This is a genomic window from Streptomyces sp. NPDC004647, assembly GCF_040609575.1.
Taxonomy (GTDB): domain Bacteria; phylum Actinomycetota; class Actinomycetes; order Streptomycetales; family Streptomycetaceae; genus Streptomyces.
Genome location: NZ_JBEXKU010000070.1, coordinates 14,233 through 39,467, shown reverse-complemented (window position 1 = coordinate 39,467; position 25,235 = coordinate 14,233). Strand labels below are relative to the sequence as shown.

At 68.6% G+C, this 25,235-nt stretch carries 20 protein-coding genes and 3 pseudogenes; 13 read left to right on the top strand and 10 right to left on the bottom strand.

Annotated elements, in window-relative coordinates; all coding sequences use genetic code 11:
* Positions 1-233 (top strand): annotated as a pseudogene (locus ABZW18_RS26410) (IS481 family transposase); the annotation flags it as partial.
* Between the two features lie 106 nt (positions 234-339).
* Here ABZW18_RS26410 and ABZW18_RS26405 read toward each other — a convergent pair.
* Positions 340-978, bottom strand: a pseudogene (locus ABZW18_RS26405) (transposase family protein); the annotation flags it as partial.
* Between the two features lie 505 nt (positions 979-1,483).
* On the opposite strand from ABZW18_RS26405, the gene ABZW18_RS26400 reads away from it, so the two are divergent.
* The 5 genes and pseudogenes from ABZW18_RS26400 to ABZW18_RS26380 all read left to right on the top strand — a co-directional run bounded on the left by ABZW18_RS26400 (position 1,484) and on the right by ABZW18_RS26380 (position 6,135).
* Positions 1,484-1,702, top strand: a complete 219-nt coding sequence (locus tag ABZW18_RS26400) for a hypothetical protein (protein ID WP_356191817.1) — start codon at positions 1,484-1,486, stop codon at positions 1,700-1,702.
* A 236-nt stretch (positions 1,703-1,938) separates the two neighbouring features.
* Positions 1,939-2,580 carry an LLM class flavin-dependent oxidoreductase gene (locus ABZW18_RS26395; protein WP_356191823.1) on the top strand — a complete coding sequence of 214 codons (642 nt, stop codon included), beginning with the start codon at positions 1,939-1,941 and terminating at the stop codon, positions 2,578-2,580.
* Positions 2,581-3,089: 509 nt separating this feature from the next.
* The gene (locus ABZW18_RS26390; RefSeq protein ID WP_356191815.1) at positions 3,090-4,478 is read left to right on the top strand and encodes a hypothetical protein; all 1,389 of its coding nucleotides are present in this window, start codon (positions 3,090-3,092) and stop codon (positions 4,476-4,478) included.
* Positions 4,465-4,983 carry an SDR family NAD(P)-dependent oxidoreductase gene (locus ABZW18_RS26385; protein WP_356191813.1) on the top strand — a complete coding sequence of 173 codons (519 nt, stop codon included), beginning with the start codon at positions 4,465-4,467 and terminating at the stop codon, positions 4,981-4,983. Before ABZW18_RS26390 ends, ABZW18_RS26385 begins: the two co-directional genes overlap by 14 nt.
* Positions 4,984-5,110: 127 nt before the next feature.
* Positions 5,111-6,135 (top strand): annotated as a pseudogene (locus ABZW18_RS26380) (IS630 family transposase).
* A gap of 7 nt (positions 6,136-6,142) precedes the next feature.
* Here the strand turns inward: ABZW18_RS26380 and ABZW18_RS26375 are convergent.
* Positions 6,143-7,513: an FAD-linked oxidase C-terminal domain-containing protein gene (locus ABZW18_RS26375; protein WP_356191810.1), complete on the bottom strand. Its 1,371-nt coding sequence runs from the start codon at positions 7,511-7,513 to the stop codon at positions 6,143-6,145.
* Positions 7,510-8,211: a GntR family transcriptional regulator gene (locus tag ABZW18_RS26370; protein WP_356191807.1), complete on the bottom strand. Its 702-nt coding sequence runs from the start codon at positions 8,209-8,211 to the stop codon at positions 7,510-7,512. Before ABZW18_RS26370 ends, ABZW18_RS26375 begins: the two co-directional genes overlap by 4 nt.
* 118 nt (positions 8,212-8,329) lie before the next feature.
* Between ABZW18_RS26370 and ABZW18_RS26365 the strand changes: the two genes are divergently transcribed.
* Entirely contained in the window at positions 8,330-8,944 is a 615-nt protein-coding gene (locus tag ABZW18_RS26365) for a cysteine hydrolase (protein WP_356191805.1), read from the top strand.
* A gap of 163 nt (positions 8,945-9,107) precedes the next feature.
* On the opposite strand, the gene ABZW18_RS26360 is transcribed toward ABZW18_RS26365, so the two are convergent.
* Positions 9,108-9,275, bottom strand: a complete 168-nt coding sequence (locus tag ABZW18_RS26360; protein ID WP_356191802.1) for a helix-turn-helix domain-containing protein — start codon at positions 9,273-9,275, stop codon at positions 9,108-9,110.
* A gap of 832 nt (positions 9,276-10,107) precedes the next feature.
* Here ABZW18_RS26360 and ABZW18_RS26355 point away from each other — a divergent pair.
* Both ABZW18_RS26355 and ABZW18_RS26350 read left to right on the top strand, forming a co-directional pair.
* Positions 10,108-10,554 (top strand): hypothetical protein, encoded by a 447-nt coding sequence (locus ABZW18_RS26355; protein WP_356191799.1) that lies wholly within the window; start codon positions 10,108-10,110, stop codon positions 10,552-10,554.
* Positions 10,555-11,407: 853 nt separating this feature from the next.
* Positions 11,408-11,743 (top strand): hypothetical protein, encoded by a 336-nt coding sequence (locus ABZW18_RS26350; protein WP_356191796.1) that lies wholly within the window; start codon positions 11,408-11,410, stop codon positions 11,741-11,743.
* A 730-nt stretch (positions 11,744-12,473) separates the two neighbouring features.
* Here ABZW18_RS26350 and ABZW18_RS26345 read toward each other — a convergent pair.
* Positions 12,474-15,473, bottom strand: coding sequence for an FG-GAP-like repeat-containing protein (locus ABZW18_RS26345; RefSeq protein ID WP_356191794.1), 3,000 nt, complete (start codon positions 15,471-15,473; stop codon positions 12,474-12,476).
* A gap of 896 nt (positions 15,474-16,369) precedes the next feature.
* Here ABZW18_RS26345 and ABZW18_RS26340 point away from each other — a divergent pair.
* A complete protein-coding gene (locus ABZW18_RS26340) occupies positions 16,370-17,356 on the top strand; it encodes a hypothetical protein (RefSeq protein WP_356191791.1) in 987 nt (328 codons plus the stop codon).
* On the opposite strand, the gene ABZW18_RS26335 is transcribed toward ABZW18_RS26340, so the two are convergent.
* The 3 genes from ABZW18_RS26335 to ABZW18_RS26325 are packed head-to-tail and all read right to left on the bottom strand — an operon-like array spanning position 17,320 to position 18,942.
* Positions 17,320-17,520 (bottom strand): DUF418 domain-containing protein, encoded by a 201-nt coding sequence (locus ABZW18_RS26335; RefSeq protein ID WP_356191788.1) that lies wholly within the window; start codon positions 17,518-17,520, stop codon positions 17,320-17,322. The genes ABZW18_RS26340 and ABZW18_RS26335 overlap by 37 nt on opposite strands.
* A gap of 53 nt (positions 17,521-17,573) precedes the next feature.
* Positions 17,574-17,873, bottom strand: coding sequence for a DUF418 domain-containing protein (locus ABZW18_RS26330; protein ID WP_356191785.1), 300 nt, complete (start codon positions 17,871-17,873; stop codon positions 17,574-17,576).
* 37 nt (positions 17,874-17,910) lie between these two features.
* Entirely contained in the window at positions 17,911-18,942 is a 1,032-nt protein-coding gene (locus tag ABZW18_RS26325; RefSeq protein WP_356191782.1) for a CocE/NonD family hydrolase, read from the bottom strand.
* A 157-nt stretch (positions 18,943-19,099) separates the two neighbouring features.
* On the opposite strand from ABZW18_RS26325, the gene ABZW18_RS26320 reads away from it, so the two are divergent.
* Both ABZW18_RS26320 and ABZW18_RS26315 read left to right on the top strand, forming a co-directional pair.
* Complete coding sequence (locus tag ABZW18_RS26320; protein ID WP_356191779.1) at positions 19,100-19,774, top strand: GNAT family N-acetyltransferase; 675 nt, start codon at positions 19,100-19,102, stop codon at positions 19,772-19,774.
* Between the two features lie 41 nt (positions 19,775-19,815).
* Entirely contained in the window at positions 19,816-20,706 is an 891-nt protein-coding gene (locus ABZW18_RS26315; RefSeq protein WP_356191776.1) for a PaaX family transcriptional regulator C-terminal domain-containing protein, read from the top strand.
* A 544-nt stretch (positions 20,707-21,250) separates the two neighbouring features.
* Here ABZW18_RS26315 and ABZW18_RS26310 read toward each other — a convergent pair.
* On the bottom strand, positions 21,251-22,819 hold the full coding sequence (locus ABZW18_RS26310) for a hypothetical protein (RefSeq protein ID WP_356191773.1): 1,569 nt from the start codon (positions 22,817-22,819) through the stop codon (positions 21,251-21,253).
* A 273-nt stretch (positions 22,820-23,092) separates the two neighbouring features.
* Between ABZW18_RS26310 and ABZW18_RS26305 the strand changes: the two genes are divergently transcribed.
* Positions 23,093-24,145 carry an NAD-dependent epimerase/dehydratase family protein gene (locus tag ABZW18_RS26305; RefSeq protein ID WP_356191770.1) on the top strand — a complete coding sequence of 351 codons (1,053 nt, stop codon included), beginning with the start codon at positions 23,093-23,095 and terminating at the stop codon, positions 24,143-24,145.
* Here ABZW18_RS26305 and ABZW18_RS26300 read toward each other — a convergent pair.
* Positions 24,120-25,235, bottom strand: coding sequence for a HAMP domain-containing sensor histidine kinase (locus tag ABZW18_RS26300; RefSeq protein WP_356191767.1), 1,116 nt, complete (start codon positions 25,233-25,235; stop codon positions 24,120-24,122). The two genes, ABZW18_RS26305 and ABZW18_RS26300, sit on opposite strands and share 26 nt — an antisense overlap.

Sequence of the window (25,235 nt, the reverse complement as noted above, 5' to 3'; positions counted from 1 at the left end):
GCAGGTGGGGCCCGGCCCGCATCGCGCACCTGCTCCACCTCGTTCCCTCCACCGTGCACCGGGTGCTGACCCGCTTCGGCCTGGCCCGCCTCACCAACCTCGACCGCGCAACCGGCCGTCCCATACGCCGCTACGAACGCGACCGGCCGGGCGAACTCGTGCACGTGGACATCAAGAAACTCGGCAACATCCCCGACGGCGGCGGACATAAAGTCCTCGGCCGGGCTGCGGGAGACCTGGAACGAGGAACCGAAGCCTTTCGTCTGGACGAAGGCGGCGGACGAGATCCTCGAACGTCTCGCCGGAGATTTGAATCGAATCTCCGACTCAGGACACTAGGGCGCGGACCTGCTTGTGGGACTGGCTGTGGGCCTGTTTCCAGTCGGGCAGCTCTTCGCCTTTGCGGCGGCGGTGGGGCATCACGAGCCCGGTGCCCGGATAGCCGCCGTCGGCGATCGTCATGGTCTTGCCGACCGCAGCCTTCGCACCGGATTCATCCCACGCCTTGCAGTCGTTGCGGTTGCCCGGCAGGGGTCGGCCGACCACCACGACCAGGCGGGTGTCGGCGTCGATGACGACCTGGTGGTTGGTGGAGTACCGGTAGTTCTTCGACTGCTCGGCGATGGTGTGGTCACGGGTGGGCACCAGGGTGCCGTCCACGATGAGGACAGTGTCCTTGCGGAACCGCTTGCGGGGCTGGAGCGCGAGCGAGGGGCCGAGGTGGTTGACGATCCGGTCGGCTGCGGACTTCGAAATGCCGAAGAGCGGAGCAAGTTGGCGCATCGTCAAGTTCGTGCGCCAGTACGCCGCCACAAGCAGCACCCGGTCCTCCAGCGGAAGAGACCACGGGCGACCCTTGCGGACCGGATCAGCGCCTTCGCGGCGCAGCGCCGTTACCAGCTTGCCGAAGGAACGCGGGCTCAGCCCGCTGAACGGAGCTATCCAGGACGGCACCGACGCCGTGATCACACCAGACACCGCAAGATCATCTCACCCACGACCAGCGGTTACGGGACAGGTCTTAAATACTGTTTTGGGCATGCCTGCAAAAAATCCGCTGGCAAGAGAGAAACATCTGCCCACAAGGAGAAAAATCTCATCGATAGCGACATCACACGTCATCTCAGCTCACCGGGAAGCCGCCCGACCGATCACCCGAGCGCACATGCAGATATGTCCGTAGAGAGCATGTGGGGGCTTTTCCCGGAAGGTTGTCCCGTAGAGGGCATGCGCGTGATTCGCCACCCAGAGACGGACAAAGCCGCAGGTCAGATGAATTGTTGCGGCGAATTGCCGACAGGTAAAAAACCGGACGGTAAGTTGCCCGGCACTCCACCGACGTGATTGCATTCTGCGAGCACGAACCGTTGCCACTGACTCTATTTTCGAGCGGGCAGCGACCGTGTAGCCGGCCTTATTGACATCACCGTCAACCAGGTCGGCGCGAGTCCCAAAACCCACAGCATTGAAGGGAAGGCACGCCATGCGTAACGGCTTCACCCCGGAGATAGACGCCTGCGAGATTTCCGACAGCGAGCTTGACACCATTGTCGGCGGCACTGCCAGCGCCGGTGCCGAGGTCTCCGGTCACGGCGGCTCCGTGAGCGTCGGCGATGTCGTCGGGACCGCCCAGTCCCTCGCCCCCGCCCTGCCCGTCTCGCCGGTCACCGGCCTGGCCACGGTGCAGACCACGGGCTTCTGACCGCGGGCATCTCACCACGGCGTTCGACCCCGGGACCCATCGTCCCGGGGTTCACGCTTTCCGGCCGACGAGAGAATTCCACACGCAGTCCGGCCCTCGGCCCCCTAAGAGTCCAGTATCGTCCAGCCGCTGGCATTCTTCGAGCCGCAGCACGAACGCGCCGCCGGCGCCGAGCAGGCCGTCCTGATGCATAGACGGAAGCTGTCGGGGAGGTCCAGTTACAGGCGGCTGCCAACATCGCTGGATGCAGCAGGCTGTCGGCGAAGCCGACCTCTCTGGGCGTAGGAGCCCAAGGCGACTTCCTTTCCAGCCCTGAGGAAAGCGAACGCGGGGCGACCCGGCCCATCATCGGCGTCTACTATCCCCTCCAGCCCCAACACCCCTCCGAACTGGCCCCCTTCGGGAGGCTGGTCGACCGGGGGCACGCGGACCGGCTCTGGCTGGGCGAGTCGCTGGCTCTGGGGACTCCCCAGGTGCTTGCCCACCTCGCCGGGCAGGGGATCACGCCCGCACTGGGCATGGGGGTGTCGCTCATGCCGCTGCACCACCCCTATCAGGCAGCGGTCGCCGCGCGTTCACTGGCCGCGTTGTCCGGGAAACCACTGGTCACGGTGTTCGGCACGTCATCGCCCGCACTCGTCACCGCGCTGCACAGCGCACCGTACGCGAGCCCGCTGACCGCGGCCCGCGAGTACCTCACTGCCGTACGACAACTGCTCCAGAGCGAGGCGGCGGACACCAGCGGCGAGTACGTCCGCACGCGGGCCCGGCTGCCGGCGGGGCTGGAAGCCCCCGGGTCGAGGTCGGCCTCGGGGTCCTCCGGCCCAAGATGGCCCGCGTGGCGGCGGACGCGGCCGACGTGGCGCTCACCTGGATGACGCCGCTCCCCTATCTGCGCACCCTCCTGCTGCCGGTGCTGACGGGGGTGCGCGTGGTGAGCGTCGTCCACGTTCTCGTCGTGTGTCCGGGGCTCGATGTAGAAGACGTCGTCCGGCGTGCCACGCGCAGCCACTTGGCGGAAGGGCATTACCAATCCCTGCTGACCGAGGCGGGGGTCGGCCCGGTTACGGATGAATCAAAAACTGCCAGGAGCTCATCGAGCAAGGAGTCGTGCTGGCCGGTTCGGCGGAGGACATCGCACGTCAGATCGAGTGCTACTGGTCGGCGGGGGTCGACGAAATTGTCTTAAATCCCACCACTCTTGAATCAAAAGGACCTAAAGCGGGATTGCGCGACTTATTAGATATCGCGGAGGTTTGCAGGGTAACGAGTCTACGAGAAAGGAATCTGCATGACCACATGCCAGGTTAAGACACACGAGGTGAGTTTGGGCAGGGCTGTCGCCGCTCCATGGGTTTTGCGGCGCTACCGCTCGCAGAGCGGCTCGGTGCCCTACCAAGACGGCGTGGGCGCGGCCGTGGCCATCATCCTCTTCCTGTCCGTCGTCGAGATCGTTGTCATGGATCTCCTCCTGGACACCCTGTGGGTACGCATCGTTGTCGCCGCGGCCGGAGTGGCGGCCGGCTACCTGCTCATCGGGTTCTTCATCGCGCTCAGCGCGTATCCGCACCGCGTCACGTCCGAAGCGTTGACCGTGCGTTACGGAGCGGCATTCGAGGTGGCCATCGGCATGGGACTGGTCGCCGAGGCGCGGAGCCAGCGCCGAGGCGGCGAACAGAGGCGTACGGCCGAAGTGATCGACGGGGTGCTGTCCGTACCGGTCATGGGCGTCACCAACATGCTGGTCAAGCTGGACGCTCCGGTGGAGATGGAACTGCACAAGGAAGTCAGCGCGGTCCATGAGATCCGGATGTTCGCCGTGGATCCCGCGGAAGCGGTACGCATGGTGCAGGGCTCGGCGGACGGTCCGGATCCAGAAGCTGCGTCGGCGCCCCCCGCCACAGCGGCGGCCGCTGCGACGCAGGTGCCGCTGTGGCTGCGCAGGCTGCGCTGGGCTGGATTGCTCGTCCTGCTGGTCGAGATCGCGCTCGTCACCACCGGGCTCCTCGACTGGCGCATCGCCGCGGGCATCCTCGCGGTGACCGAGGGCACGCTCGCCGTCCTCGGTGTCATCTTCGGAGCCGCCTTCGTCACGCAGTACCGCAAGCTGCGGCGTGCGGGGGAGCCCAGGTCAGAGGCGTTCTCGCAGTCATTGTTCTCGCTGATGCCGCCCCCCATGGCGGGACTGGTGCGCCGCGAGATGAGCATATTCAGGGTCATCGCCCTCGCTGTCGCGCGCCGGACCGAAAGGCAGCAGCCTGGTGATGTCCCGCTGAAGTACGGCCGGGCCGGCCGACGAGCACTCGCGATCACCGCGGTGTTGCTGGCGGCCGCCGGGATCCTCGTCCTGGCCATGGTCTCGCACACCCTGACGCGCTATCTGGTGGGCATCGTTCTCCTCTACAGCGCGCTGCTGACCGCGGCCCTGGCCTCTGCCAGTACGGTTCGTCCGCACCTGCGGCGCGGCGATGACCTGCACCTGCGATGGGGGCTGCACCACGAACTCGTGGTCCCCGTCGAAACCGTACGCGAAGTAGGGATCGAGCCGGCGAAGACCCCGCGCCAGCGGCCCTCCGCGCCAGAGATCTTCGCGGTGCCCTGCCCGGGCCGTGAGGAGCTGGTACTTCACTTCACCGAGCCGATCGAAGTCCCGACGCGGCTCGGTAGCCAGCGGCCGGCGACATCGATCGTGCTCCCCCTGGACAACTCCGAAGCCGCATGCGAGGCCATCAGCCGCGCCATGGAGGAGGGAAGGAGAGCCGATGCGGATCGCTGACACCGTGGCGCTCATAGCCGGAGGCACGTCCGGCCTCGGGCTTGCCACGGCAAGGCACCTGGTCAAGGAAGGGGCGAGAGTTGTTCTTCTCGCCCGCTCCGAGGCCAACGGTGAGGCGGCCGTTGCCGAACTGGGCACAGACGTCATTGATGACGGAAGCCATGTGAGCTCGCATGTCATCTCGTCCTTCAAAGCACTCTTCCCGCATGTGCGTCCCGACGGGCTTTACGTGGTCGAGGACCTGCACGGCTCCTACTGGCCCGCGCTCTTCGGCGGCAGCGAGGACGACCTCAGCGACCCTGAATACACCGTAGGATTTCTGAAGACGCTTGTAGACGGGGTCAACCACGAAGAATTCCTCGATCCCGGGGCACGCCCTTCGCAACCCACCGACAGCCTTATCCGGGGCATGCACTTCTATCACAATCTCGCAATCATCGAGAAAGGGGCCAACAAGGAAGGAAGCCCAATAGCCGAGCTGCTCCGCCAGGTCTCCCGCCCCTGACACCTCCCATCCCGGCGACCACGGGGCATCGTCGCGCTGATGCGCGGTGGCTGCTCTTCTGCTCATACGGGTCCGGATCAGCCTCCCATCCAGCTGCGCGCGGCCACCGCCGCCCACGCGGGCCCAGATGGTGCTGTTATCCGCGCAGGCATGCCCGTGGCGAAGATCGCCGAGGTGACGTTCACCAGCCCGGACCGCGTCCGGGACCTGATCCACAACTTCAACACCGACGGCTTCGACTCGCTCTACCCGAAGTACAAGGGCGGCCGACCGAGAACCTTCACCCTCCCGGAACGCCGGGAGATCAAGAAGATCGCGAAGTCGAAGCCGGCCGAGCACGGCCTGCCATTCTCGACCTGGAGCCTGGCCAAGCTGGCGGACTTCCTGGTCGCCGAGGGGGTGGTCGACGACATCAGCCACGAGGGCCTTCGGGTCCTGCTCCGCGAGGAGGGCGTCTCGTTTCAACGCGTGAAGACCTGGAAGGCCTCCCGCGACCCGGACTACGCGGCCAAGAAGGTCCGGGTCGAGCATCTCTACGCGATGGCCGACGGCGAGGTCATACCCGAGGACGGCGAGCCCGAAGTCGTCTTCTGCATGGACGAGTTCGGACCGCTCAACGTTCAGCCCCATCCCGGCCGGCAGTGGGCCGAACGCGGCGGCCGGCACAAGAACCCTGACCGCGGGCACCGGCCCCGGCGCCGCGCGACCTACACGCGCATGCACGGGGTCCGGCACCTGTTCGCCGCCTACGACCTTGCCAACGACCAGCTCTACGGGCACGTCAAGAAGACCAAGAACCGCTCGAAGTTCCTGGAGTTCTGCCGCTACCTGCGCTCGCTGCACCCGGCGAGCGTGCGCATTGCGATCGTCTGTGACAACTACTCACCGCACCTGGCCACGAGGCGCTGCCAGCGGGTCGCGACGTGGGCGGCGGCGAACAACGTGGAGATCGCCTACACACCGACCAACAGCTCCTGGCTCAACCGGATCGAGGCCCAGTTCACCGCCCTGCGCTACTTCGCACTCGACGGCACCGACCACGCCAGCCACAAAGAGCAGGGCAGCATGATCCGCCGCTACATCATCTGGCGGAACAATAACGCCGCCGACGAACGCCTCCGCGAGGTCGTGAACAGGGCGAACGTTGCCTGATGCGGCACTAGTAGGCGCGGCCCGGGTTGAGCGTGCCCTTCGGGTCGAAGACGGCCCTGATGCCGGTCATCAGCTCCCGCTCGGTGGGGCCGAGTTGTGCGTCGAGGTACGGCATCTTGAGCGTGCCCACGCCGTGCTCGCCGGTGATCGTGCCGCCCAGCGCGAGCGTGGCGGCCACGATGTCGTCGAACGCGGCCCGCGCCCGGTCGGCCGCGTCACGGTCGGTGGCGTCGTAGACGACGGTCGGATGCAGGTTGCCGTCGGCGGCGTGGCCGAAGGTGCCGACCAGCACGCCGTGGTCGGCGGCAATTCGCTCGATCGCGGCGAGCAATCGGGGAAGGTCCTGGACCGCGACTCCAACGTCGTCGAGCAGCGTGGTGCCCAGCTTCTCCAACGCCGGGTACACCATGCGTCTGGCCTGCATGAACAACTCGCCTTCCGTCGCGTCTGCGGTGTGCAGCACCTCGCTGGCGCCGGCGGCTTCGGCCAGCCTGGCGCAGGTGGCGGCTTCCTGGTAGGCCGACGGCCCGTCGCACTGGACGAGCACAAGTGCCCCGGCCGACTCATCCAGCCCCATGCGCGTCAGGCGATTGACGGCGTGGATGCAGGTGCGGTCCATGAGCTCCACCGCCGCTGGGTCGGCGACGGCCGCGATCTGCAGCACGGTGTCGACTGCCTGTTGGGGCGTCGGGAAAGCGGCCACTGCGGTCGCGGTGACCGCCGGGAACGGTCGCAGTCGCACGGTCGCGTCCACAATCACCGCCAGGGTGCCTTCCGAGCCCACGAGGAGCCGGGTGAGGTCGAGCCCGGTGACGTTCTTGCGGGTCGGCGGACCGGTGCGGATCACGCGGCCGTCGGCGAGCACCGCCGTCAGCGCGGCGACATGGTCGGCGGTGACCCCGTACTTGGCACAGCACATGCCGCCTGCGTTGGTCGCCAGGTTGCCGCCGATGGTGGAGATCGCCTTGCTTCCCGGGTCCGGCGGGTACCACAGGCCGTGCTTGCGGGCACGGGCGTCGAGATCGCCGGTGAGTACGCCCGGCTCGACGGTTGCCGTCCGGCCGGGCACGTCCAGGGCGAGGATCCGGTCCATCGCGGCGAGCGAGAGTACGACGCAGCCGTCGATCGCGTTGGCCGCGCCGGCCAACCCGGTGCCGGCCCCCCGGGTTACCACCGGGGCGTGATGGTCGCCCGCTGTTCGCAGAGTGGTGATCACGTCGTCGGTCGAGCGGGCCCGTACCACCGCCGCCGGGCGTCCCGCGGGAGCTAGCAGGCACTGGTCACGGCGGTAGGACTCCATGGCGTCCTGGTCGGTGATCACCCGGCCCGGCAGCGCGGCGGCGAGGGCGGCGGCGACGTCCACGACAACCTCGGTCATGGCGTCTCCGGCTCGTAGAAACCGCGGACGTGACGCACGACCAGCTCGGCGGCGCGGTCGGTCTCGCCCACGTCCAGGGCGTCGACGATCGCCTGGTGTTCGCCCAGCAGACGCGCAAGCACCACCCCCGGATCGGCCACCGCGGCGAGTGCGTCGAGCAAATAGCCGGCGATGCAGTCGCGCAGCACGCCGATGACGAACCCCAGCGCCTGATTGTCGCCGGCGTAGGCAAGTTGGACGTGGAAGTCGACATCGGCGGCGTGGAACGTATGGATGTCGCTGTTCTCCACCGCTGTCGCCATGGTCGCCAGGCAGGACCGAGCCGCGTCGGGCACGGACGTGGCCTGCCGTATCGCCTCCGCCTCCAGCAGCACACGCAGCGCCACCAGGTCGCCCAGCGGGATCGCGCCGACCTGCAACGCGGTGCTCAGCGCCAGGCCCGCCGCGCCTGCCGTGCGCTCGTGCGTGACGCGCGGGCGCGCAGTGGAAACGGTCTCCGCGCCGCTGATCAGACCATGTGCCTGCAGCACCCGGAGCGCCTCACGGATGGTGGACCGTCCGACGCCGAAGGACTGGGCGAGTTCCGTCTCCGTAGGCAGCTCGGCGTCGGCGGGGAACGTGCCGTCGAGGATGGCCGCGCGCAGGCGCTGGGCCACGTCCAGGCTCAAGGGCATGCGCGATACCGGCGAGATGGTCATGGACGTACAGTAGCTGCTTGTCTGTTTGTCGGACAAGCAGTAGCTTGCTTCTCGCATCTCCCTGTGCCTCAGGACACAGACGGCCCTACCCCCGAAGACGCGGAAATCAGGTGTCGCCATGACCGTCAAGCTCCAGCTCGACCCGGCCAAGACCGCGATCGTGCTCATCGAGTACCAGAACGAGTTCACCAGCGACGGTGGCGTGCTCCACGGGGCGGTCGCCGACGTCATGCAGCGGACCGGCATGCTGGCCAACACCGTCACCGTGGTCGACGCCGCCCGGCGGGCCGGAGCGTCGATCATGCACGCGCCCATCACGTTCGCGGAGGGCTACGGCGAGCTGACCCGACACCCGTACGGCATCCTCAAAGGCGTCGTGGACGGGAAGGCGTTCGTGAAGGGCACGTGGGGCGCAGCCATTGTCGACGAGCTGACCCCCGCGGACGGGGACATCGTCATCGAGGGCAAGCGGGGGCTCGACACCTTCGCCAGCACGAACCTCGATTTCATCCTGCGCAGCAAGGGCATCGACACGATCGTCCTCGGCGGTTTCCTGACCAACTGCTGCGTGGAGTCGACCATGCGCACCGGTTACGAGCACGGCTTCCGGGTGATCACGCTGACCGACTGCGTTGCCGCCACCTCGAAGGAGGAGCACGACAACGCAATCTCCTACGACTTTCCGATGTTCTCGCTGCCGATGACCTCTGCCGACGTCATCGCCGCCCTGTAGTCCGCCCCGGCGGCTTGGGCGAAGCGAGCGCTCTCCTTCGGGTTCGGCTGTCCCGCCGTCGACGGCCCCGGTCCGCAGGCAGGTGGAATCGCCAGGAGCAAACGGCCTGAGACCCAATGGCGGTCGCGCCCCAGGCGGTGTACGACGCGTCGTGTGACGGGCCTTAGGCGGTGATCTTCCAGTCGGCGGGGGACGTCCGGGCGATCAGGCCAATATGCTCGCGCACCTCGTCATTGATCGTCTTGGGGCGTCCCCCGCTCCATTTTGGGTCCAGCGCGTCGAACCCCCGCTCGTTACAAGCGTGGATGACATCGCGGACGTAGTCCTCCAACCTGCATCAGCGTGGTGATGTCCTTGACCGTCTGGCCCTGGGCGGACATCAGCACCACGATCGCCCGGCGGAGTTTCAGGGGTCCTTCGCGGTCCGGCTGATCCGCTGCAGCCGGCGGCCCTCCTCCATACTCACCGGCCGGACGAACACACTCGGTCGGCGTCCCACGACCACTTCCAAGATCAGGTCTTGGAGCCAGTCTGCTGGCCGACGAGCAGCAGGTCGTTCGGTAACGCTCGGATGGGCCGTAGCGCTGAGCGAGATAGCACGGTCACGCCGCCGTGCACAGCCGGGGCCGTCTCCCGTGGGGGGTGGCCGGCCCCGGCTGCATCTGTTGCATCCGGGGTCCGCGGCGCGGGTGACTGAAATGCAGACCGCCACCCGCGCCGCGGGCACGGATTCGGAGGGACGGGGGGATGTCCTGAATCCGCTTCGCCGATGACCAGTCGGCGTTGCTCTCTGCGCCAGAAGCTGATCATGTGTCACACCCGCACGATGAGCACCGCGCGCAATTCTCACGGACGTCCAATCAGGGCAAATCGCAGTGTGTGCGTAACGCCACCTCCCCGTTGCGGCGCAGACGATGGTGCGGGCGTCGGTAGCGCGCCGCGCAGTCCACGGCCGGGGTGTCTCCGAGGAGGGAGGGCCGCCCAGTCGTGGCCATTCTTCTGCACAGCCAAGGCGTGATCAGCGCCAGATTGGGATCCCCGTGAGTGATACCGAGCCCCTGCCCGTGCAGCAGCCATACGGCCACCCCCAACACGGCCCCGGCCCCGGCCCCGGCCCTGGCCCTGGCCCTGGCCCTGGCCCTGGCCCTAGCCAGGGTTACCCCGTGAACGGCCCCGGCTATGAGTACCCCTCGAATGGCCCGGGTCACGGCTACCTCTCGAACGGTCCCCGTCCTGGCCATGAGTACTCAGCGCATAGCCCCGGCCAAGGCCACGATTACCCCGCGAGCGGCTCGGCTCCTCGCCGTAAGCGCCCCAGTAACGGCTCCGGTACGCGGCGTGCGGCGCTGATCGTCCATTCGATCGCGGATGTCGCCGCGGTGTTCCTGGGGCTTTGGATCCTGCTCTTCCTGCTCGGGGCCAACCTGGGGAACCCCTTCGTCGGGTTTGTGCAGGGTGTCGCGGAGTGGCTCGGTTGGTGGGCGCAGGACATCTTCACCTTGGACAACGAGGGTGTGCGCGTCTTCCTCAACTACGGCCTGCCCGCCGTGATTTACCTGTTCGTCGGCCACGGCATTTCTACGTGGTTGCGTCGCTCCTCTGAGTTGTGACCTGAGGTGTGAAGCGGTGCCTCCGCTTCGTGTGTGCCGACAACGGCAGGCGGCGGTCGCCACGTCGTAGGTCTGACTGTTAAAGGTCACGTCCGGAGCCCGGTACGGCGACCCGCTCCACAGGCACAGGAAGTGGCCGCAGTGGTGTGGTGGTCGCCGTGCTCGCATCACCGGCCAGGGGCCGGCCCTTGCTGCGTCCCTGCTTACTTCTTTCCCTGCCCTACGGCCTTCTTCGCTCGCTCGTCAGCCTTTTTCTTCTGCTGTTCCGGGGATGACGTCTGCTCTGGCGCTGCTTCTGCCTGATGCTGCCTCTCGGCGTCGCGTACGGCGTCCTTGCTCTGCCGGGGCACACCGAGGTGGCGGGCTCGGAGTGTTTCCGCTCTGTCGGGGCGGTGGGTTCAGAGGTGGAGGGAGAGTTGCTGTGGGAGAACTCGGACGCGGGGGCTCGGTGTTGTCGCCGAACTCCGTACGAATAGCGGGCCACCATACCCGGCTTAAATGGCCCCTCAGCCATGGAACGGACCTGTCCGGGTAATGCAGACCCGCAGCCACGGGCGAATCTCGGATTCTGCCTGCGCCGATGGCCGGCCGACGCGCTTCTGTGCACGCACCGGCTTATCGGAAATTTCACACCCACGCGGGTTGAATGACCGGAATAACCGCAGTGTGTGGAATCCCACGTCCGGCGCATTTCCGGTAACGCAGCAGCTTCCGGCGGCGCAGAGCTGAATGCGGGTATGCCGAAAGCGTCCCGCGCCCTACTGTGGTGCGATGTCCCTGTCGGCGGAGCGCCGGCCGGATCCGACCGCTCATCTTGTCGTCGAGGCGCACTGCGCGCCAGATTGTGATTCCCGTGAGTAACGTCCACGAGCCCACCCTCGACAACGACCGATACAGCAGGAACCGGGGCGAGCGCGGTGACAAGCGCACAGCTCTGATCATCCACACCATCGCCGATATCGCCGCCGGATTCCTGGGACTGTGGATCCTGCTGTACCTTCTCGGCGCGAATCAGGCGAATGTCTTCGTCGACTTCGTGGAAGGCATGGCGGACTGGCTCGGCTGGTGGGCCCAGGACATCTTCACCATGGACAACGAACAGGTGCGCGTCTTCCTCAACTACGGCCTGCCCGCCGTGATCTACCTGGCTGTCGGCCACGGCATAGCCGCACGAGTCCGCCGCCTCTGACAGCACGCCCGGCACTCCCACGCCCCGCACGCCGTCCCGAGCCAAGCCTGTCTCCCGAAGGCCGTGCAGTGCCGAGCCCGGGCGGTCGATCAGGGCCCCTGGGTGTGCCCGCGCGGGCACACCCAGGTCAGCGAGTCGTAGAGGCAGCTGATCGCGCACATTGATGTGTATTACCGCGTCGTGGCCGTGACGCCCGGCGTGAGGGTAGTCCTGCTCGCCCAGCCGATCGGTTGACGGCGAGCGGCGAAGCTCACCCCTCCGCTGAAGGACCGGTCGCCGAGGGCGCATCGCACCGGCCGCAGAGGCCACACATCGTCCGACTGTCCGAGGCCAGCCTCCGGAGCAACGGAGCGGCCGCACATCGGACCGGCCCGTTCTACCTCTGCGGCCCGGACGACAAGGTGGTGAGCGAGGTCGAGGGCATCGGCCCCGGCACGTCCCGCAGACCGTGAAGGTCAGCAAGGCCGGCTCGTACACCACCGGCTGCAAGCCGGGAATGGTCGGCAACGGTATCCGGGGCGACTTCACCATGAACGGCAAAACACCGGCGGGAGCTGCCGCCAGCTACAGCCCGAGGTGGCCACGAACACGATCGCCGCCAGTTTCTCCGGTCACCGGCCCGGCGTCGGCCGCGAAGTCCAAGTGGCTGACGAACGGCGGAGGGCCCGTACGACACTGAGTCGCACGGGCCCCTTCGGTCGGCTATCTACGCATCGGCCGAACTATCCGCTCAGAACAGCCCCTTGTAGCCCTGCCAGCCCGTCGCGATCTGCGTACGCGCACCGAACGACCCCTTGCCGTCACCGCTGTTGCGGTAGACATTGCCGCTGGTGTCGCGGGCGACAAGGTCCGCCTTGCCGTCGCCCGTGATGTCTCCGACACCCACGATGGCGTTGTACGAGGAGCCCCAGTTGGTGAAGACCACGACCCGGCTCCTGAACTGCCCGTCCGCCGTGCCGTCATAGCGGTACAGCGTCCCGTCCGTGTGGCGGGCCAGCAGGTCGCCGTAGCCGTCGCCGTTCAGGTCACCGGCCCCGGTGAGATGGGTGTACGCCGTCCATGCCGTGCGGATCTTCGTGCGCGCCTTGAAGCCGCCGGCGCCGTTGTCCGCGTAGAGGTAGATGTCCCCGGTGGAGGACTGACGGGCCATCAGGTCGGTGCGGCCGTCGCCGGTGAGGTCACCGGGCGCGGTCAGCACGTTGTACTGGTCCCAGCCCGTGCCGAGGACGGTGTACGAGCTCGACGGGGTGTAGCCGCCGCCCGCGCATTTGCCTGTGTAGCGGCGCAGTTCACCGCCGGGCATCCGGACCAGCAGGTCATTGCAGCGGTCCTCGCCCAGGTCGCCGAACGGGACCGCGACCGTGCCGGCCGGCCAGCCGCTGCCCGACGCTTTGGTGCCGAAGGCGCCCGTGTCGTTGCCGTAGTGCGTCGTCAGGTAGCCCGACGCACTCACCGTCGCCAGGTCGCCGGACCCGCCGTTGAGGTCGTGGAAGCCGCGCATCCCGCCCGTGAGGCTGAACGTACCGGTCAGCGACAGGTCGGCGCCGGAACCATCTTCGGGAGCGGCGCTCAGCTGCCAGGTGTAGGTGCCGTCGACCGCCCACCTGCCGGAGTCCGTACGGCCGTCCCAAGTGGTCTGGAGAGCCGCGCCGCTGCGTGCGGCGTCGAGCGTCCGCACGACCTTGCCCGCACGGTCCTTGATGGTGACCTTGGCGCCGGTGGCGGGCTTGGAGAGCTGCCAGGCCGCCTGCCAGGTCGGGGCGGTGGCGGACTTCAGGTTCACCGAGGTCCCGACCCGCGACTCGATCTTCGTCAGCGGGGAGGTGGGCACCCCGGGATCGAAGATCTGGAGGTCCTTCCTGTTGTCCGCGAGGAAGGCGATGCCGGTGCCGAAGCGGTCCGCGTCGAGGTACTTGCCGGACGCCCATTCCGGTGTCTGGGCAATGGTCTTGGTCTCGCCCCCGATGGGCGTCACCAGCAGCCGCTGGTTGTCGGTGTCGTGGGTGAGGACGTAGCCGTCGCCGAGCGTGCCCTCGTGGTACCCGCCCACCTCCGCCTCGGCCACCCGGTCGTACACACCGTGGTCGCCCGAGATGTTCTGCCCGCAGTCCCAGGACACCCAGCGGCCGACGGCCTGCACGTCCACCGGGACGCAGTCGTTGCCGGTCTGCACCGTCTCAGTGGCGCCGCTCTTCAGGTCGAGCGACGTGAGCGTGCCCGCGGTCTCCCCGGCCCGCCAGAGTTTCGTGCCCCATACGGCGAGTCCACCCCGGCCCTTGTAGGCCCGGATCACCTTGGCACCGCCCGTGGCCTCAAGGTCGACCACGTACTGGACGTCGCTGTCCTGGCGCTGGCGGTCCCCGAAGACCACATAGCGGCCGGAGGCGGAGGTCACCCAGGTACGGACGTCCGCCGGCAGCTGCTCGCCGGTCGCCGGGTCCACCGGCTGCACCACTGTCTTCTTGCCGCCGGAAGCCACCACCTCCAGTGCGTAGCGGCCGTCGTCGCCCTTGGCCGTCAGCGCGTACCGGCCGTCACCGGTGCCCGTGACGTACGCGGCGTAGAACTCTTTCTGGGCGTCCCCCGTGGCCTGCGGATCGGGCTGTGCCAGCAGCGAGCGGTCCCCCGCCTTCGGCGTCTCGCCGAGCGTGATGTCCCGCTGGTAGAGGGAGGCGAGGTAGTTGCTGTCCCGCTCCGTGGTCACCAGCTGTCCGGCGGTCAGCGACACCTCGTCCACCGCAGCGCGCTTGACCGGCACATCCCGCAGCTTGGTCAGCGCGAGGCTGCCGTCGTCGGCGGCCGTCACCTTGCGCACGGCCCAGTCCTGCGCCGAGTCGCCACCGGTGACGATGACGCCGCCGCCGGGGACTTGGGCCATCTCCGCCCGTGCGTGCGGCAGCAGCGTCCTGGCCTCGCCGCCGGCGAGCGGGACGGCCTTGAGCGGCTCGCCCCGACGCTGGAGCAGGTCGCCGTCCTTCTCCGGCACGTCCCAGGTGGTCAGCAGCGAATCGCCCACGAGCCCGATCCGCGCGGTGCCTTCGCCGCCGGCCGGCAGCGCCACCTTGGTCTCCGGGCCGTCCAGCGCGTCCCGGCCCAGTACCCGCACGATGGTGTTCCCGCCCTCGGGCGAGTACCAGGCGAGGCGTGTGCCGGAGAACACCACACGGGCGCCGGCTCCTCCGGTCGCGCCCGGCAGGACCGGCCGTACGCTCGCCGACTCCAGGTCCAGCAGGCCGACGCCATGGGTGCCGTCGGGCGCCGCGTACCAGATCGCCACCGAGCGGGTGTCGCCGCCGAGCACGGTGTCGTACCGCTCCACCCAGCCGTTCAGCCCGGTGACCGGGGTGTCGGAGAGGCCGTCGGCCGTCTTCCGCAGGATGTGCAGGCCGTTGATCGCGCCGCCCTCGTCCCGGGTGGCCGTGAGCACGGCGTCGCCGAAACTGCCCTTGAAGAGCTGCCCGGCGGGCAAGGTCAGGGTGGTGGAGCTGCCCGCCTTCATGTCCTTCAGCGTCACGCGGTCCGTGAAGGAGGCGCTGACGATGTCGGAGGCGGTAGCGGTGACGGTGTCCGAAGCGGGGCCCGCAAAGGTGGATCCCCCGTCGTACGACGTCCACTGGTAGTCGCCCATCGCGGCGGCCGTGGCCGACTCTCGCCGCTCCAGTACGCCCGTGGTCCCGGCTCCGTAGACCGGGTTGCCCGTCGGCGCGTAACGGTCGGGCGCCGGGATCACCAGCGGGGCCGGCTCGGCCTGCGCCTGGGAAAGAAGAAAAGATACGCCTCCGGCCGCGAGACCGAGAGCAGCGGTTGCGGCGATACCGCCGCGTATGAGGGTGCGTCTATGACCTGGTTTGTGGCGTGCAGCCACGTCATACCTCCAGCTGAGGGGAGCGAGGGCGGCTATGCATCGCGGAATGGGGGTCGTCGCGGCGCCAGCCTCTCGAAAGCTGGGGGAACGTAGCACGGCCTGACCAGCCAAGTCGATGCAAGTCGACACAGGCAACCGCTCGTCCGGCACGCGTTACCGAATGACGCTGACGCATGGTCCGAGGGCTCGTCGTGGGGGCCATGAGGCCGCCGGAAACGTCATCGGTCGAGGCATCCCCGCCCTCTTGCGACACCCCGACCAACTGGCCGCACTCCGCAACGACCCATCGCTCCCACCCAAAACCGCACACCCACAGTGACCTGCATCACTTTTCACCGTAACGCCGTGATGTTTCACCAACGGGCGGCGCTGGATGCTTTGGGTCGCATGTGTGGCGGCTGTGCTCAAAGCTGTGACAAGGGGTGATGAGGGTGGCTATGCGTGCAGCACGTCATCGGCGTTCGGTGAAGGGCCGTGTCATCGCCGGGGGTTCCGCCGCCGTGGCGGTGGGGATCGCCGTGGCAGTGGCGGTAACGATGCCTGCCCAGGCCGCGTGGTCCTCGGCGTGGAAGGTATCCGCCAGTGGCTGGACAGCCGACGATTCACCCCGGGTCTCGGTCGACCGGCAAGGTGATGCCCTCCTGGTCTGGAGAGCCTGCGACCCCGCGACGCCGAGTTGCTCCTACCAGATTCAGTCCAGGACCAAGCGCGCCGACGGGACGACGGGCTCGATCCGTAACCTGTCGCCTCTGGGGGCTTCCGTGTCCTGGCCGGAGGTCGACTCCGACGACACCGGCGACGCCGCGGTGGCCTGGGAGCAGGACGGCCACGTCGTGGGCCGGCGGGTCTCGGCCTCCGGCAGCCTCGTCGGTTCCACGCAGAAGCTCTCCACGTCGGCGCCCGCGACCAACCCGGTGGTGGCTGTGTCGCCGGGCGGAACGGCACTGGTCGCCTGGTCGGAGAGCCGCGACGGAAGCTGGTACGCCGTGGCGCGCCGACTCAAGCTGGACGGCACGGTCGGCTCGGCCATCACCCTTGGTTCGGGATCGGCGGAGAAGCCGGGCATCGGCGTCGACCGAAACGGCAACTTCGTCGTCGCGTGGGTGCAGGGCTCCACCGTCGTGGCCAAGCGCATCACGCCGGATTCCGTCTCCTCGGCGAAGGTGCTCACCTCGTCGATCGCGTCGTACGCCGGATTCGGCATGGTCCGGGTCGGCGTCGACCGCGACGGTGACGCGGTCATCAGCTACCGCTCCGGCGGCGGTACCCGTCCTCAGGTGTGGGCCTCGCGCTGGAGCCGGACCGGCACGCTGGGCAGCCCTCTTCGCACCTCGTCGTCCACGGACAACGTGGGCGTCCACCACGCCCTCGCGACCGATCTCGACGGCGACTCGATGCTGGTGTGGACCCGGTGGAACAGCAGCAGCCGGCTGGAGATGCTCGGGCGGCAGCTGTCCGCAGGCGGCACCCGCGGAACCACCACCGTCCTCGGGCTCAACGACCGGCCCGACATCGCCCTCGATGACGACGGCGACGGCATGCTCGTCTACCAGACGCCGAGTGCTCCGTACTCGGCGCAGCAGGTCGGCGCTCGCCTGATCAGCCGTTCCGGTTCCTTCGGAAGCGCGAAGACACTGACGTCGGACGGTCGGGTGCCGCAGGTGGATGCCCGTCCGAGTTACCGCTTCACCGCGCTGTGGCAGCAGGTTTCCTACCCGTACTCGATCAACGCCGTCGCCGGCCCGTGAGTTGAAAATGGCCACCGCCGGCAGGCCACGACCTGGCATGCGAACAGGGCCGGCGCGATGCCCGTCACCAGCGGCGGTGGCACGCGGCCCACGAGGGCGGCACCGAATCCGGTGAAGAGCAGGGCGCAGACCAGTGACTGGGTGAGGTAGTTGGTCAGGGTCATCCGGCCCGCCGGAGCCAGGACGGCGGCGAGGCGCCGGCCTCGACCGGTGGATATCAGCCCAGCACGCTGGCCGTATACGCGGCGGCCGGCAGGGGCGCGCTCACCACATCCGCGCCCAGCGCGAAAAGTTGGTAGGCGGTGCCCGGATGCTCCGGGCTCGCGTGCGCGTAGACCACGCCAGCGGCCAGCCCGATGGGGAATCCGACCCATTGCAGCCGCCGCAGCATCCGCTCGTGGCGGGTGACGTCGGCCAGGACCTCGTGCTTACCTGCGGCGAGGTAGGTGATGTTGACCAGAAGAATGCCGAAGAGCGCGAAGCCCCGCAGCGCGTCGATGTCCGCGATCCGTCGCACTGCGCACTTGCGGCCGTCGGCTGCGTCGTCGTGCCGGTCACGCCGTCCCTCCCTTGCTGTCGTCGTCGACGTGGTGGAGGAAGCGGCGCTGGTCGGCGAGGAACCCGCTCGCGAACAGAGCCCTGGGCGCGAAGAGCGCAGTGAGCGTGAGCCTGACCTCCGAATGCTCAACGCCGAGCTTCACCAGGGAGTGAGTGGCATCGGGATAGTGCTCGACCTGCAGGCCGGGGGCCTGAAGCAGCTTGCGGTAGGCGGATTCGGTGTCGGCGACGTCGACGTTGATGTCGTGGCCGGCCAGGATCAGCAGGACGGGCGTCCCGCGAATCGCCCGCAGGTCTGCCGTGGCGTCGGCGGTGTAGTTCTTCGAGATGAACCGCCACCGGTCGGCCGTCATGCCCTGGGCGTCGCCGACCTCAGCCCGGTACTCCTCGAACGACGCGCCGCGGCGCAGCAGTTGCAGCGTGGTCTCCCGCCGCCGCAGCGCCGCCTCGACCTGCTCGGCGGAGGCACCGTCCTCGCGCATCCGGGCGAGGAGGTTGTAGCGGCCTTGCTGCTGCCAGTTCACGGCCGGGGATACGGCGATGACGAACCGCAGGCCGGGAGTGCGTGCTGCGACCTTGGGCAGCACCCATCCCGCCTGGCTCGCTCCCCACAGTCCGATGCGGCGACTGTCGATGTCCGGCCGCTGCCGCGCCCAGGCGATGGCATCCATGGTCTCGTCGGCCCGGTCCTCCATGCTCTGGTCCAGCCAGTTGCCCGGCGAGCCCCCCACTCCGGGCTTGTTCCAGGACAGTGAGGCGTACCCGGCTCTGGCGAACGACTCCCACAGCGGCCGGTAGAAGGTGTCATGGGTGGCGTCGACCGGCCCGTCCCCGTGAACGAAGACGATCAGCCCGTACGGCCCCCGGCCCTCCTTCGGCGTGGCCAGCACGCCATCGAGCGCATCTCCACCATGCCGGAGGGTGATTCGCTCCTCCCGGATGTCGTAGGAGTTCTGCCAGAGCACCACTGCGCCCAGCCCCGCTGTCACCAGCAGTAGGCCGGCCAGGGACCAGATCAGCGCTTTCACCCGGCGACGCCTGCCCCTGGGCACACCCCCGCGTTGTCTCGATCGCACACGCACCTCTGATCTATCGTTTTAGAAACTCTCGTTTTGAATACGAACGTACTACAGTGGATAGCGGCATCGCTACGGCGCACAGGACGAGAAGCGAGGAGGGCCGGGAATGGCCGACGCGGAGAACGGACCGGACGCGAGGAGCACCGCTGAAGGCGGACCGGTGACCGTCCGGCGCGGCGTGCCGGACGGCGCCGAGGAACGCGTCGCCGAGCTGTACTGGGAGGCGTTCGGCCGGAAACTGGGCGCAGCGCTCAACCCACCCGCCACAGGCAGGCACTTCATCGCGACGCATCTGCACCGGGACCGGGCGGTGGTGGCGTTCGCCGGTGACCGGGTAGTGGGAGTGGCCGGCTTCCAGCTCGGCGGGCGCGGGCTCACCGGCGGAGGCGTGAGCGATGTCCTCACTACGTACGGCCTGTTCAGAGGAATCCCACGACTGGCGGTTCTGGCCCTGCTCGAACGCACCCCGGCACCGGGGCAGCTCGTCATGGACGGCATCGCAGTCGACGCGGACTTCCGCGGCAACGGCATCGGCAGCCTGCTCCTGCGGGAGACGTTCCGTGTCGCCGCCGACCACCTCTGCGACGAGGTCCGGCTGGACGTCATCGACGTCAATCCCCGCGCACGCGCCCTCTACGAACGGCACGGATTCACCGCGGTCCGCACCGAACAGACGCCCTACCTGCGGCGTCTGATGGGGTTCGGCGCCGTCACCACCCTGCACCGCTCCATCGCCCCACCCGCGGGAGAGATCGCCCCACCTGCCGGAGAGCGGCCGTGACCACCGGGGAGACGCGCATCCCACACGCCTATGCTCGGCCCATGCCCGAAGCCGCCCCCGAGATCCCCACCCGCCTGCTGGTGCATGCCATGGTCCGCGAGGACGGCACCGTCGACGCCGGCGAGCTCTACACCATCGCGGGCACCCTGGGAATGAGCGACCAGCAGGTACGCCTGTGCATCAAACGACTCGTCGCCGAAGGCCGCTTCACCCACGAAGGCCGCGGCCGCAAAGCCCTGCTGTGTGCCACCGCCGACGTCACGGGATCCGTTGCACCGAACGTCGACCACGTCCGCTACGCCTACCAACAGGACAACGGTCACGCCCCCTGGGACGGCATCTGGCACCTCTTCGCGTTCGCCATCCCGGAATCAGCCCGAGCCGCCCGCGACACCCTGCGCGACACCCTCCTCAGCCTCGGCGCAGCCGCCGTCCAGGGCGGCCTGTACGTCAGCGCCAACCCCATCGAGAAACACATCGAGGCCCAGGCGCGGCACCTCGGCATCCTGGATGCCGTCACCTTCCTCACCAGCAGCGACCTGCGCATCGGCGAACACCGCGCCCCCACCGACCTGGCATCCGAACTCTGGCCCCTGGCAGAGATCGCCGACCGCTATGACCGGCTCGCCGTACTCGCCCACAACCGACTCGACCAACTCGACGACACCGCAAGCCCGACCGACACCGAACAATTGACCATCGCCGTCGAACTCGCAGCCGAGTTCACCCGCGCCATGGAACCCGACCCTCTCCTCCCACCCGAGCTCCTCCCCCAGCCCTGGACCGGCACACGCGCCCGCTACCTTGCGTCCCGCTGCTGGACCCAGCTCTTCGAGTACCAAGCAGTCGCGGCGGCGGACAACCAGCCACGACCGCGCCTCTTCAGCCTCTACGCCGACGTCATCCACCACGCAGCACATCAAGCACGCTGAGCCGCTGCGGCTCCGTCGTCACCTGCCTGGGACGAGTCGTCACCTGCCTGGGACGAAAGGTGCTCCCCCGAATCGCGATTCAAGATCCGTCTTCGCCAGTCACCCAGTGGCTCCGCGCCCGGCGCCGAGCCTCCCCAGCCGAGCGGACGTCACCGCCCGTGCCCCTCCATGCCATTCAGAACGGTGAAGAGCGGTCCCCAGGGGCCCGTCCGGCCGTCCGTAATCAGTGCACCCGCATGTCCGCCGACATCGACCAGCGCGGCATAGACCTACTCGCCCCCGTATGGAACCTCCTGGACCTCACCCCCGCCGGCCGCGGCAACTGGTTCCCCACGCTGGACTACTGAACCCAGGCTGCGTACGGAGAGTGTGGGAATGGAACCCACGGTGACGTTGCCGCCACGGCGGTTTTCACGATCGACGGTGGCTTGACACGGCCATGGAGACTCCACCGGCCGCGCGTCAACGCTCCCGAGCTGGAGTGGTTCTGACGAGGCGAGCCAGACGATCACAGGTGAGGCCACATTTCATTGACCGATAGGGGTCACGGCTCACGTTCGAAGCGCGCCCACCAGGGCGTTGGCACTCGACCAGAAGGGGACGCTTTCCTGCGCCGGTACCTGACAACAAGCAGCACCGAGCCGGCGATGGCCACGATTCCCGCGCCGACGGCCCAGCCGCTGACGCCATCGTCCTTGGCCAGAGCGCAGGAGAAGCTGCCGTTCTCCGCTACCTGGACGGGGGCCGTGTCGTTGCTCCGCTCGGCGTCCTTGACAGGCGTGACGCCCGGTGGAGTCCCGGTCCAGCCCGAGACGGCCACGCAGCCGGAACGGGTGTCCTCGCTCGTGATGCGCAACGTGAACTCGTAGAAGACCTCTTGGCCGATTGCGCCGCCGTCGCGGCAGGTGTAGCTGCGGCCCTGGTCCTTCGTCTGGCAGACCTGGTCGAGCATCTCCTCCTCGGCTTCGGGGTCGTAAGGTGCCTTGGTCACCTTGGTGCCGGGCGGGACGATGAACACCGTTTTGACTCCTGCCTCGGCGGGGCCGTTGTTGCGGTAGCCGATGCGGATGCGGTGACTGCTGCCGACATCGCCGCGCAGCGGTGTGCCGAACGCCTCGATATCGGCTGTGTTGCGTACCGGCACTTCCGTGTTCGTCGGCTCCCGGTTCGTGGTGAACGTCGCCCCCTTGCCGCCGGCAGGGTCCCGGGCGAGGGAGAGAGGCGCCCCATGCCCCGGCGTGAGGCCGGGGTCGGGGTGGTCATCGCAGCACGAGACGCTCGATCCCCACCCGGCGGTGTGGAAGGGCGATGCCCCGTAGGACAGGCGTTCGGCCGCCGCGTGACGGCTCGGCTTCACCCGAAGTTCGGGGGTCACCCTCATCGTCTCACCGGGAGCTATGACGGCATCAGGCAGCAGGCATTGGACGGCGAGGCCGGTTTCGCCGTCCCTGGGGTATCGGCAGTTGCTGTGCCGAGTGGCCGTGGACAGATCTTCGGTGTCGGCGATGCTCAGTACGACGCCACGGGCCGGGAGATCACCGGTGTTGCGGATGAGGATGGGCACGCTGGATGGTTCCCCGACAGCCAAATCGCTGGGTGTGGGGCTTTTGTTCACCCGTAGTTCGGGACGCCCGGCGATCACCGTCACGCTGCCCCGGACGGCGGGCAGGCCCTCCGCTTTGAGGGTGTAGCGCAGGATGCCGGAGTCCCCGGCCTGGACGCCGTCCGAGGGGCGGAAGTTCAGCAGACCCCCGGTGTCGGAGTTCAGTCGCATGGAACAGGTGAAGGACGGCATCCTGGTCCTGCAGTTGTCGATCACCTGTGTGTTATCCGGCGCGAGGACCGCGACGCCGTCGATCCCCGACGCATCCACGGTGAGTTCGGCATCCCGTGATGGCCCGTTGTACGCGAACGACAGGGGCAGCCACATGTCCGGCCCCGTTTTCTTCGTCATATGCAGCGGCATGTAGAAGTTCTTCTGAGTGGTGTCGCGAGGACCGCTCTCCGCTGCGCTTGCCTGCCCCGCACCCGTGAGCGCGGGCATCGTGGCCAGGACGGCGGCCAACACAGACCGGACGACGATTGCGCGCTGACGCTCCCGTATGCCGATCACCGCCGCAGTATGCCGCACTGCCTCTTTTGGCAGGGTTGCCTGAGGCCCCGCCGAGCACGGCAGGCGCCCCCTGAAGAGGGTCACCAGGCCATCGCCCCGGCCACCGGCCAAAGGACCGCCTCTCAGCCATCGGGTCGGGCGGAACTCCGTTCCGGCGGACCCGCAGGACCGGCGATGTCGCCGGTCCGGGACGACTGCCGGAGTTCTTACGCCTCCGTGACATGGGTGGCTGCGTCATCGCTGGTGGCGGGAGCGGCCCGTAGCGTCGGCGTCATGCGCGTACTGATCACTGGAGGCGCGGGCTTCATCGGCTCGCACATCGTCGAGGCGCTCACGGCGGGCGGTCATGAGCCGGTCGTCCTCGACGCCCTGCTCCCCACCGCCCACCAGGAGGCGCCGGCCGAGCCGGACGGGGCGGAGTGGATTCCCGGTGATGTGCGGGACCCGGATACCGTCCGGCGGGCGCTGGCGGGTGTGGACGCGGTGTGCCATCAGGCGGCGATGGTGGGCCTGGGCAAGGGCTTCGCGGACGCGCCGGCGTATGTGTCCTGCAATGACCTCGGTACGGCAGTGCTGCTCACCGCAATGGCGGAGGCCACGGTCCGTGATCTCGTCCTGGCCGGGTCGATGGTGGTGTACGGGGAGGGGCGGTACGACTGCGCACGGCACGGCACGGTCAGGCCGGGCCCGCGCACCGTGGAGGATCTGGAGGCGGGCCGGTTCGAGCCGCGCTGTCAGCGCTGCGGCGCGGAGTTGGAGCCGGGGCTGGTCGGCGAGGACACCCCGGCCGATCCGCGGAATGTCTACGCGACGACCAAGCTGGCCCAGGAGCATCTGGCCGCCGCATGGGCACGTACGACGGGCGGCCGTACGGTGTCGCTGCGCTACCACAATGTGTACGGGCCGGGGATGCCGCGCGACACCCCGTACGCGGGTGTGGCCTCGCTGTTCCGGTCGGCACTGGCCCGGGGCGAGGCGCCCGCGGTCTTCGAGGACGGCGGCCAGCGGCGGGACTTCGTCCATGTGCGCGACGTGGCCGCGGCCAACGCCCTGGTGATCGAAACACTCGCCGAGCGACCGGGCGGCTCGTTCACGGCGTACAACACGGGCAGCGGCGAGCCGCACACGGTGGGTGAGATGGCGAAGGCCCTCGCGGCCGCACACGGCGGCCCCCTGCCGAAGGTCACCGGCGAGTTCCGGCTCGGCGACGTCCGGCACATCACGGCGGACTCACGGCGGCTGAAGGCCGAGTTGGGGTGGAGGCCGGAGATCGGTTTCGCGGAGGGGATGGCGGAGTTCGCTAGGAGCGGGCTGCGGGGAGGGTGACCTCGAAGCGGCAGCCGCCCGTGACGTTGTGTACGTCGGCACGGCCCGCGTGTGCCTCGACGATGCCGCGCACGATGGCCAGACCGAGGCCGGCCCCCGCCGGACTCGGTGTGCGGGCGGCGGTGCCGCGCCAGCCGGTGTCGAAGACCTTCGGCAGGTCGCTCTCGGGGATGCCGCCGCAGCCATCGGTGACGGAGAGCACGACGGAGCCGGCACGGAGTTCGGCGGCGACGGCGACGGTGCCATCGGCGGGGGTGTGCCGGATCGCGTTGACGAGAAGGTTGGCGAGGACGCGGGTCATCTCCTTGCCGTCCACCTCGACGGGGACGGGGTCGACGCGGTCGCCGACGAGACGGACACCGAGTTCACGGGCGAGTGGGTCGGCACCGGCCAGGGCATCGCCCACCAGGTCGTACACAGAGACGCGGGCCGTGGTGAGGGCGAGGGCGCCGACGTGGATACGAGAGAGCTCGAAGAGGTCGCCGACCATGGAGTTGAGGCGGTCGACCTCGGTGCGGATCTGTCGGTGGTAGCGGGCGGGATCGGTGACGACGCCGTCCTCCAGCGCTTCGGACATGGCACGCAGCCCGGCGAGCGGGGTGCGCAGATCGTGCGAGATCCAGGCGACGAGCTCGCGGCGGGAGGTCTCCAGGGCACGTTCCCGCTCCCGGGAGGCGGTGAGGCGTTCACTGGTGGCGGTCAGTTCGCGGCTGAGTGCGGCGAGTTCGGCGGGCGCCGCTCCGAGGGGGGCGGTGAAGGTGCCGCCCTCACCGAAGCTGCGTGCGGACAGGGCCAGCTCGCGGCAGCTGACGACGACCCGTCGGCCCAGCAGCAGCGCGGTGGCGAGCGAGACGGCGGCGGCCATGGCGACCACGGTGGTGACGACGGTCAGGTCGTGGGAGGACAGGAACATCGCCCAGGCGACCGCGAGCGTCCCGGCGAGCATCGCGCCGACCGCGACGGCGGCGACCACCGCGAGGGAGACAGCGACCGAACGGCGCCGCAGCAGACGCAGCGCGAGCGCGCCCAGCAACCCGGCGGCGGCCGCGCCGAGGAAGGCGTAGAGGAGGATGAGCAGCAGATCGCCCAT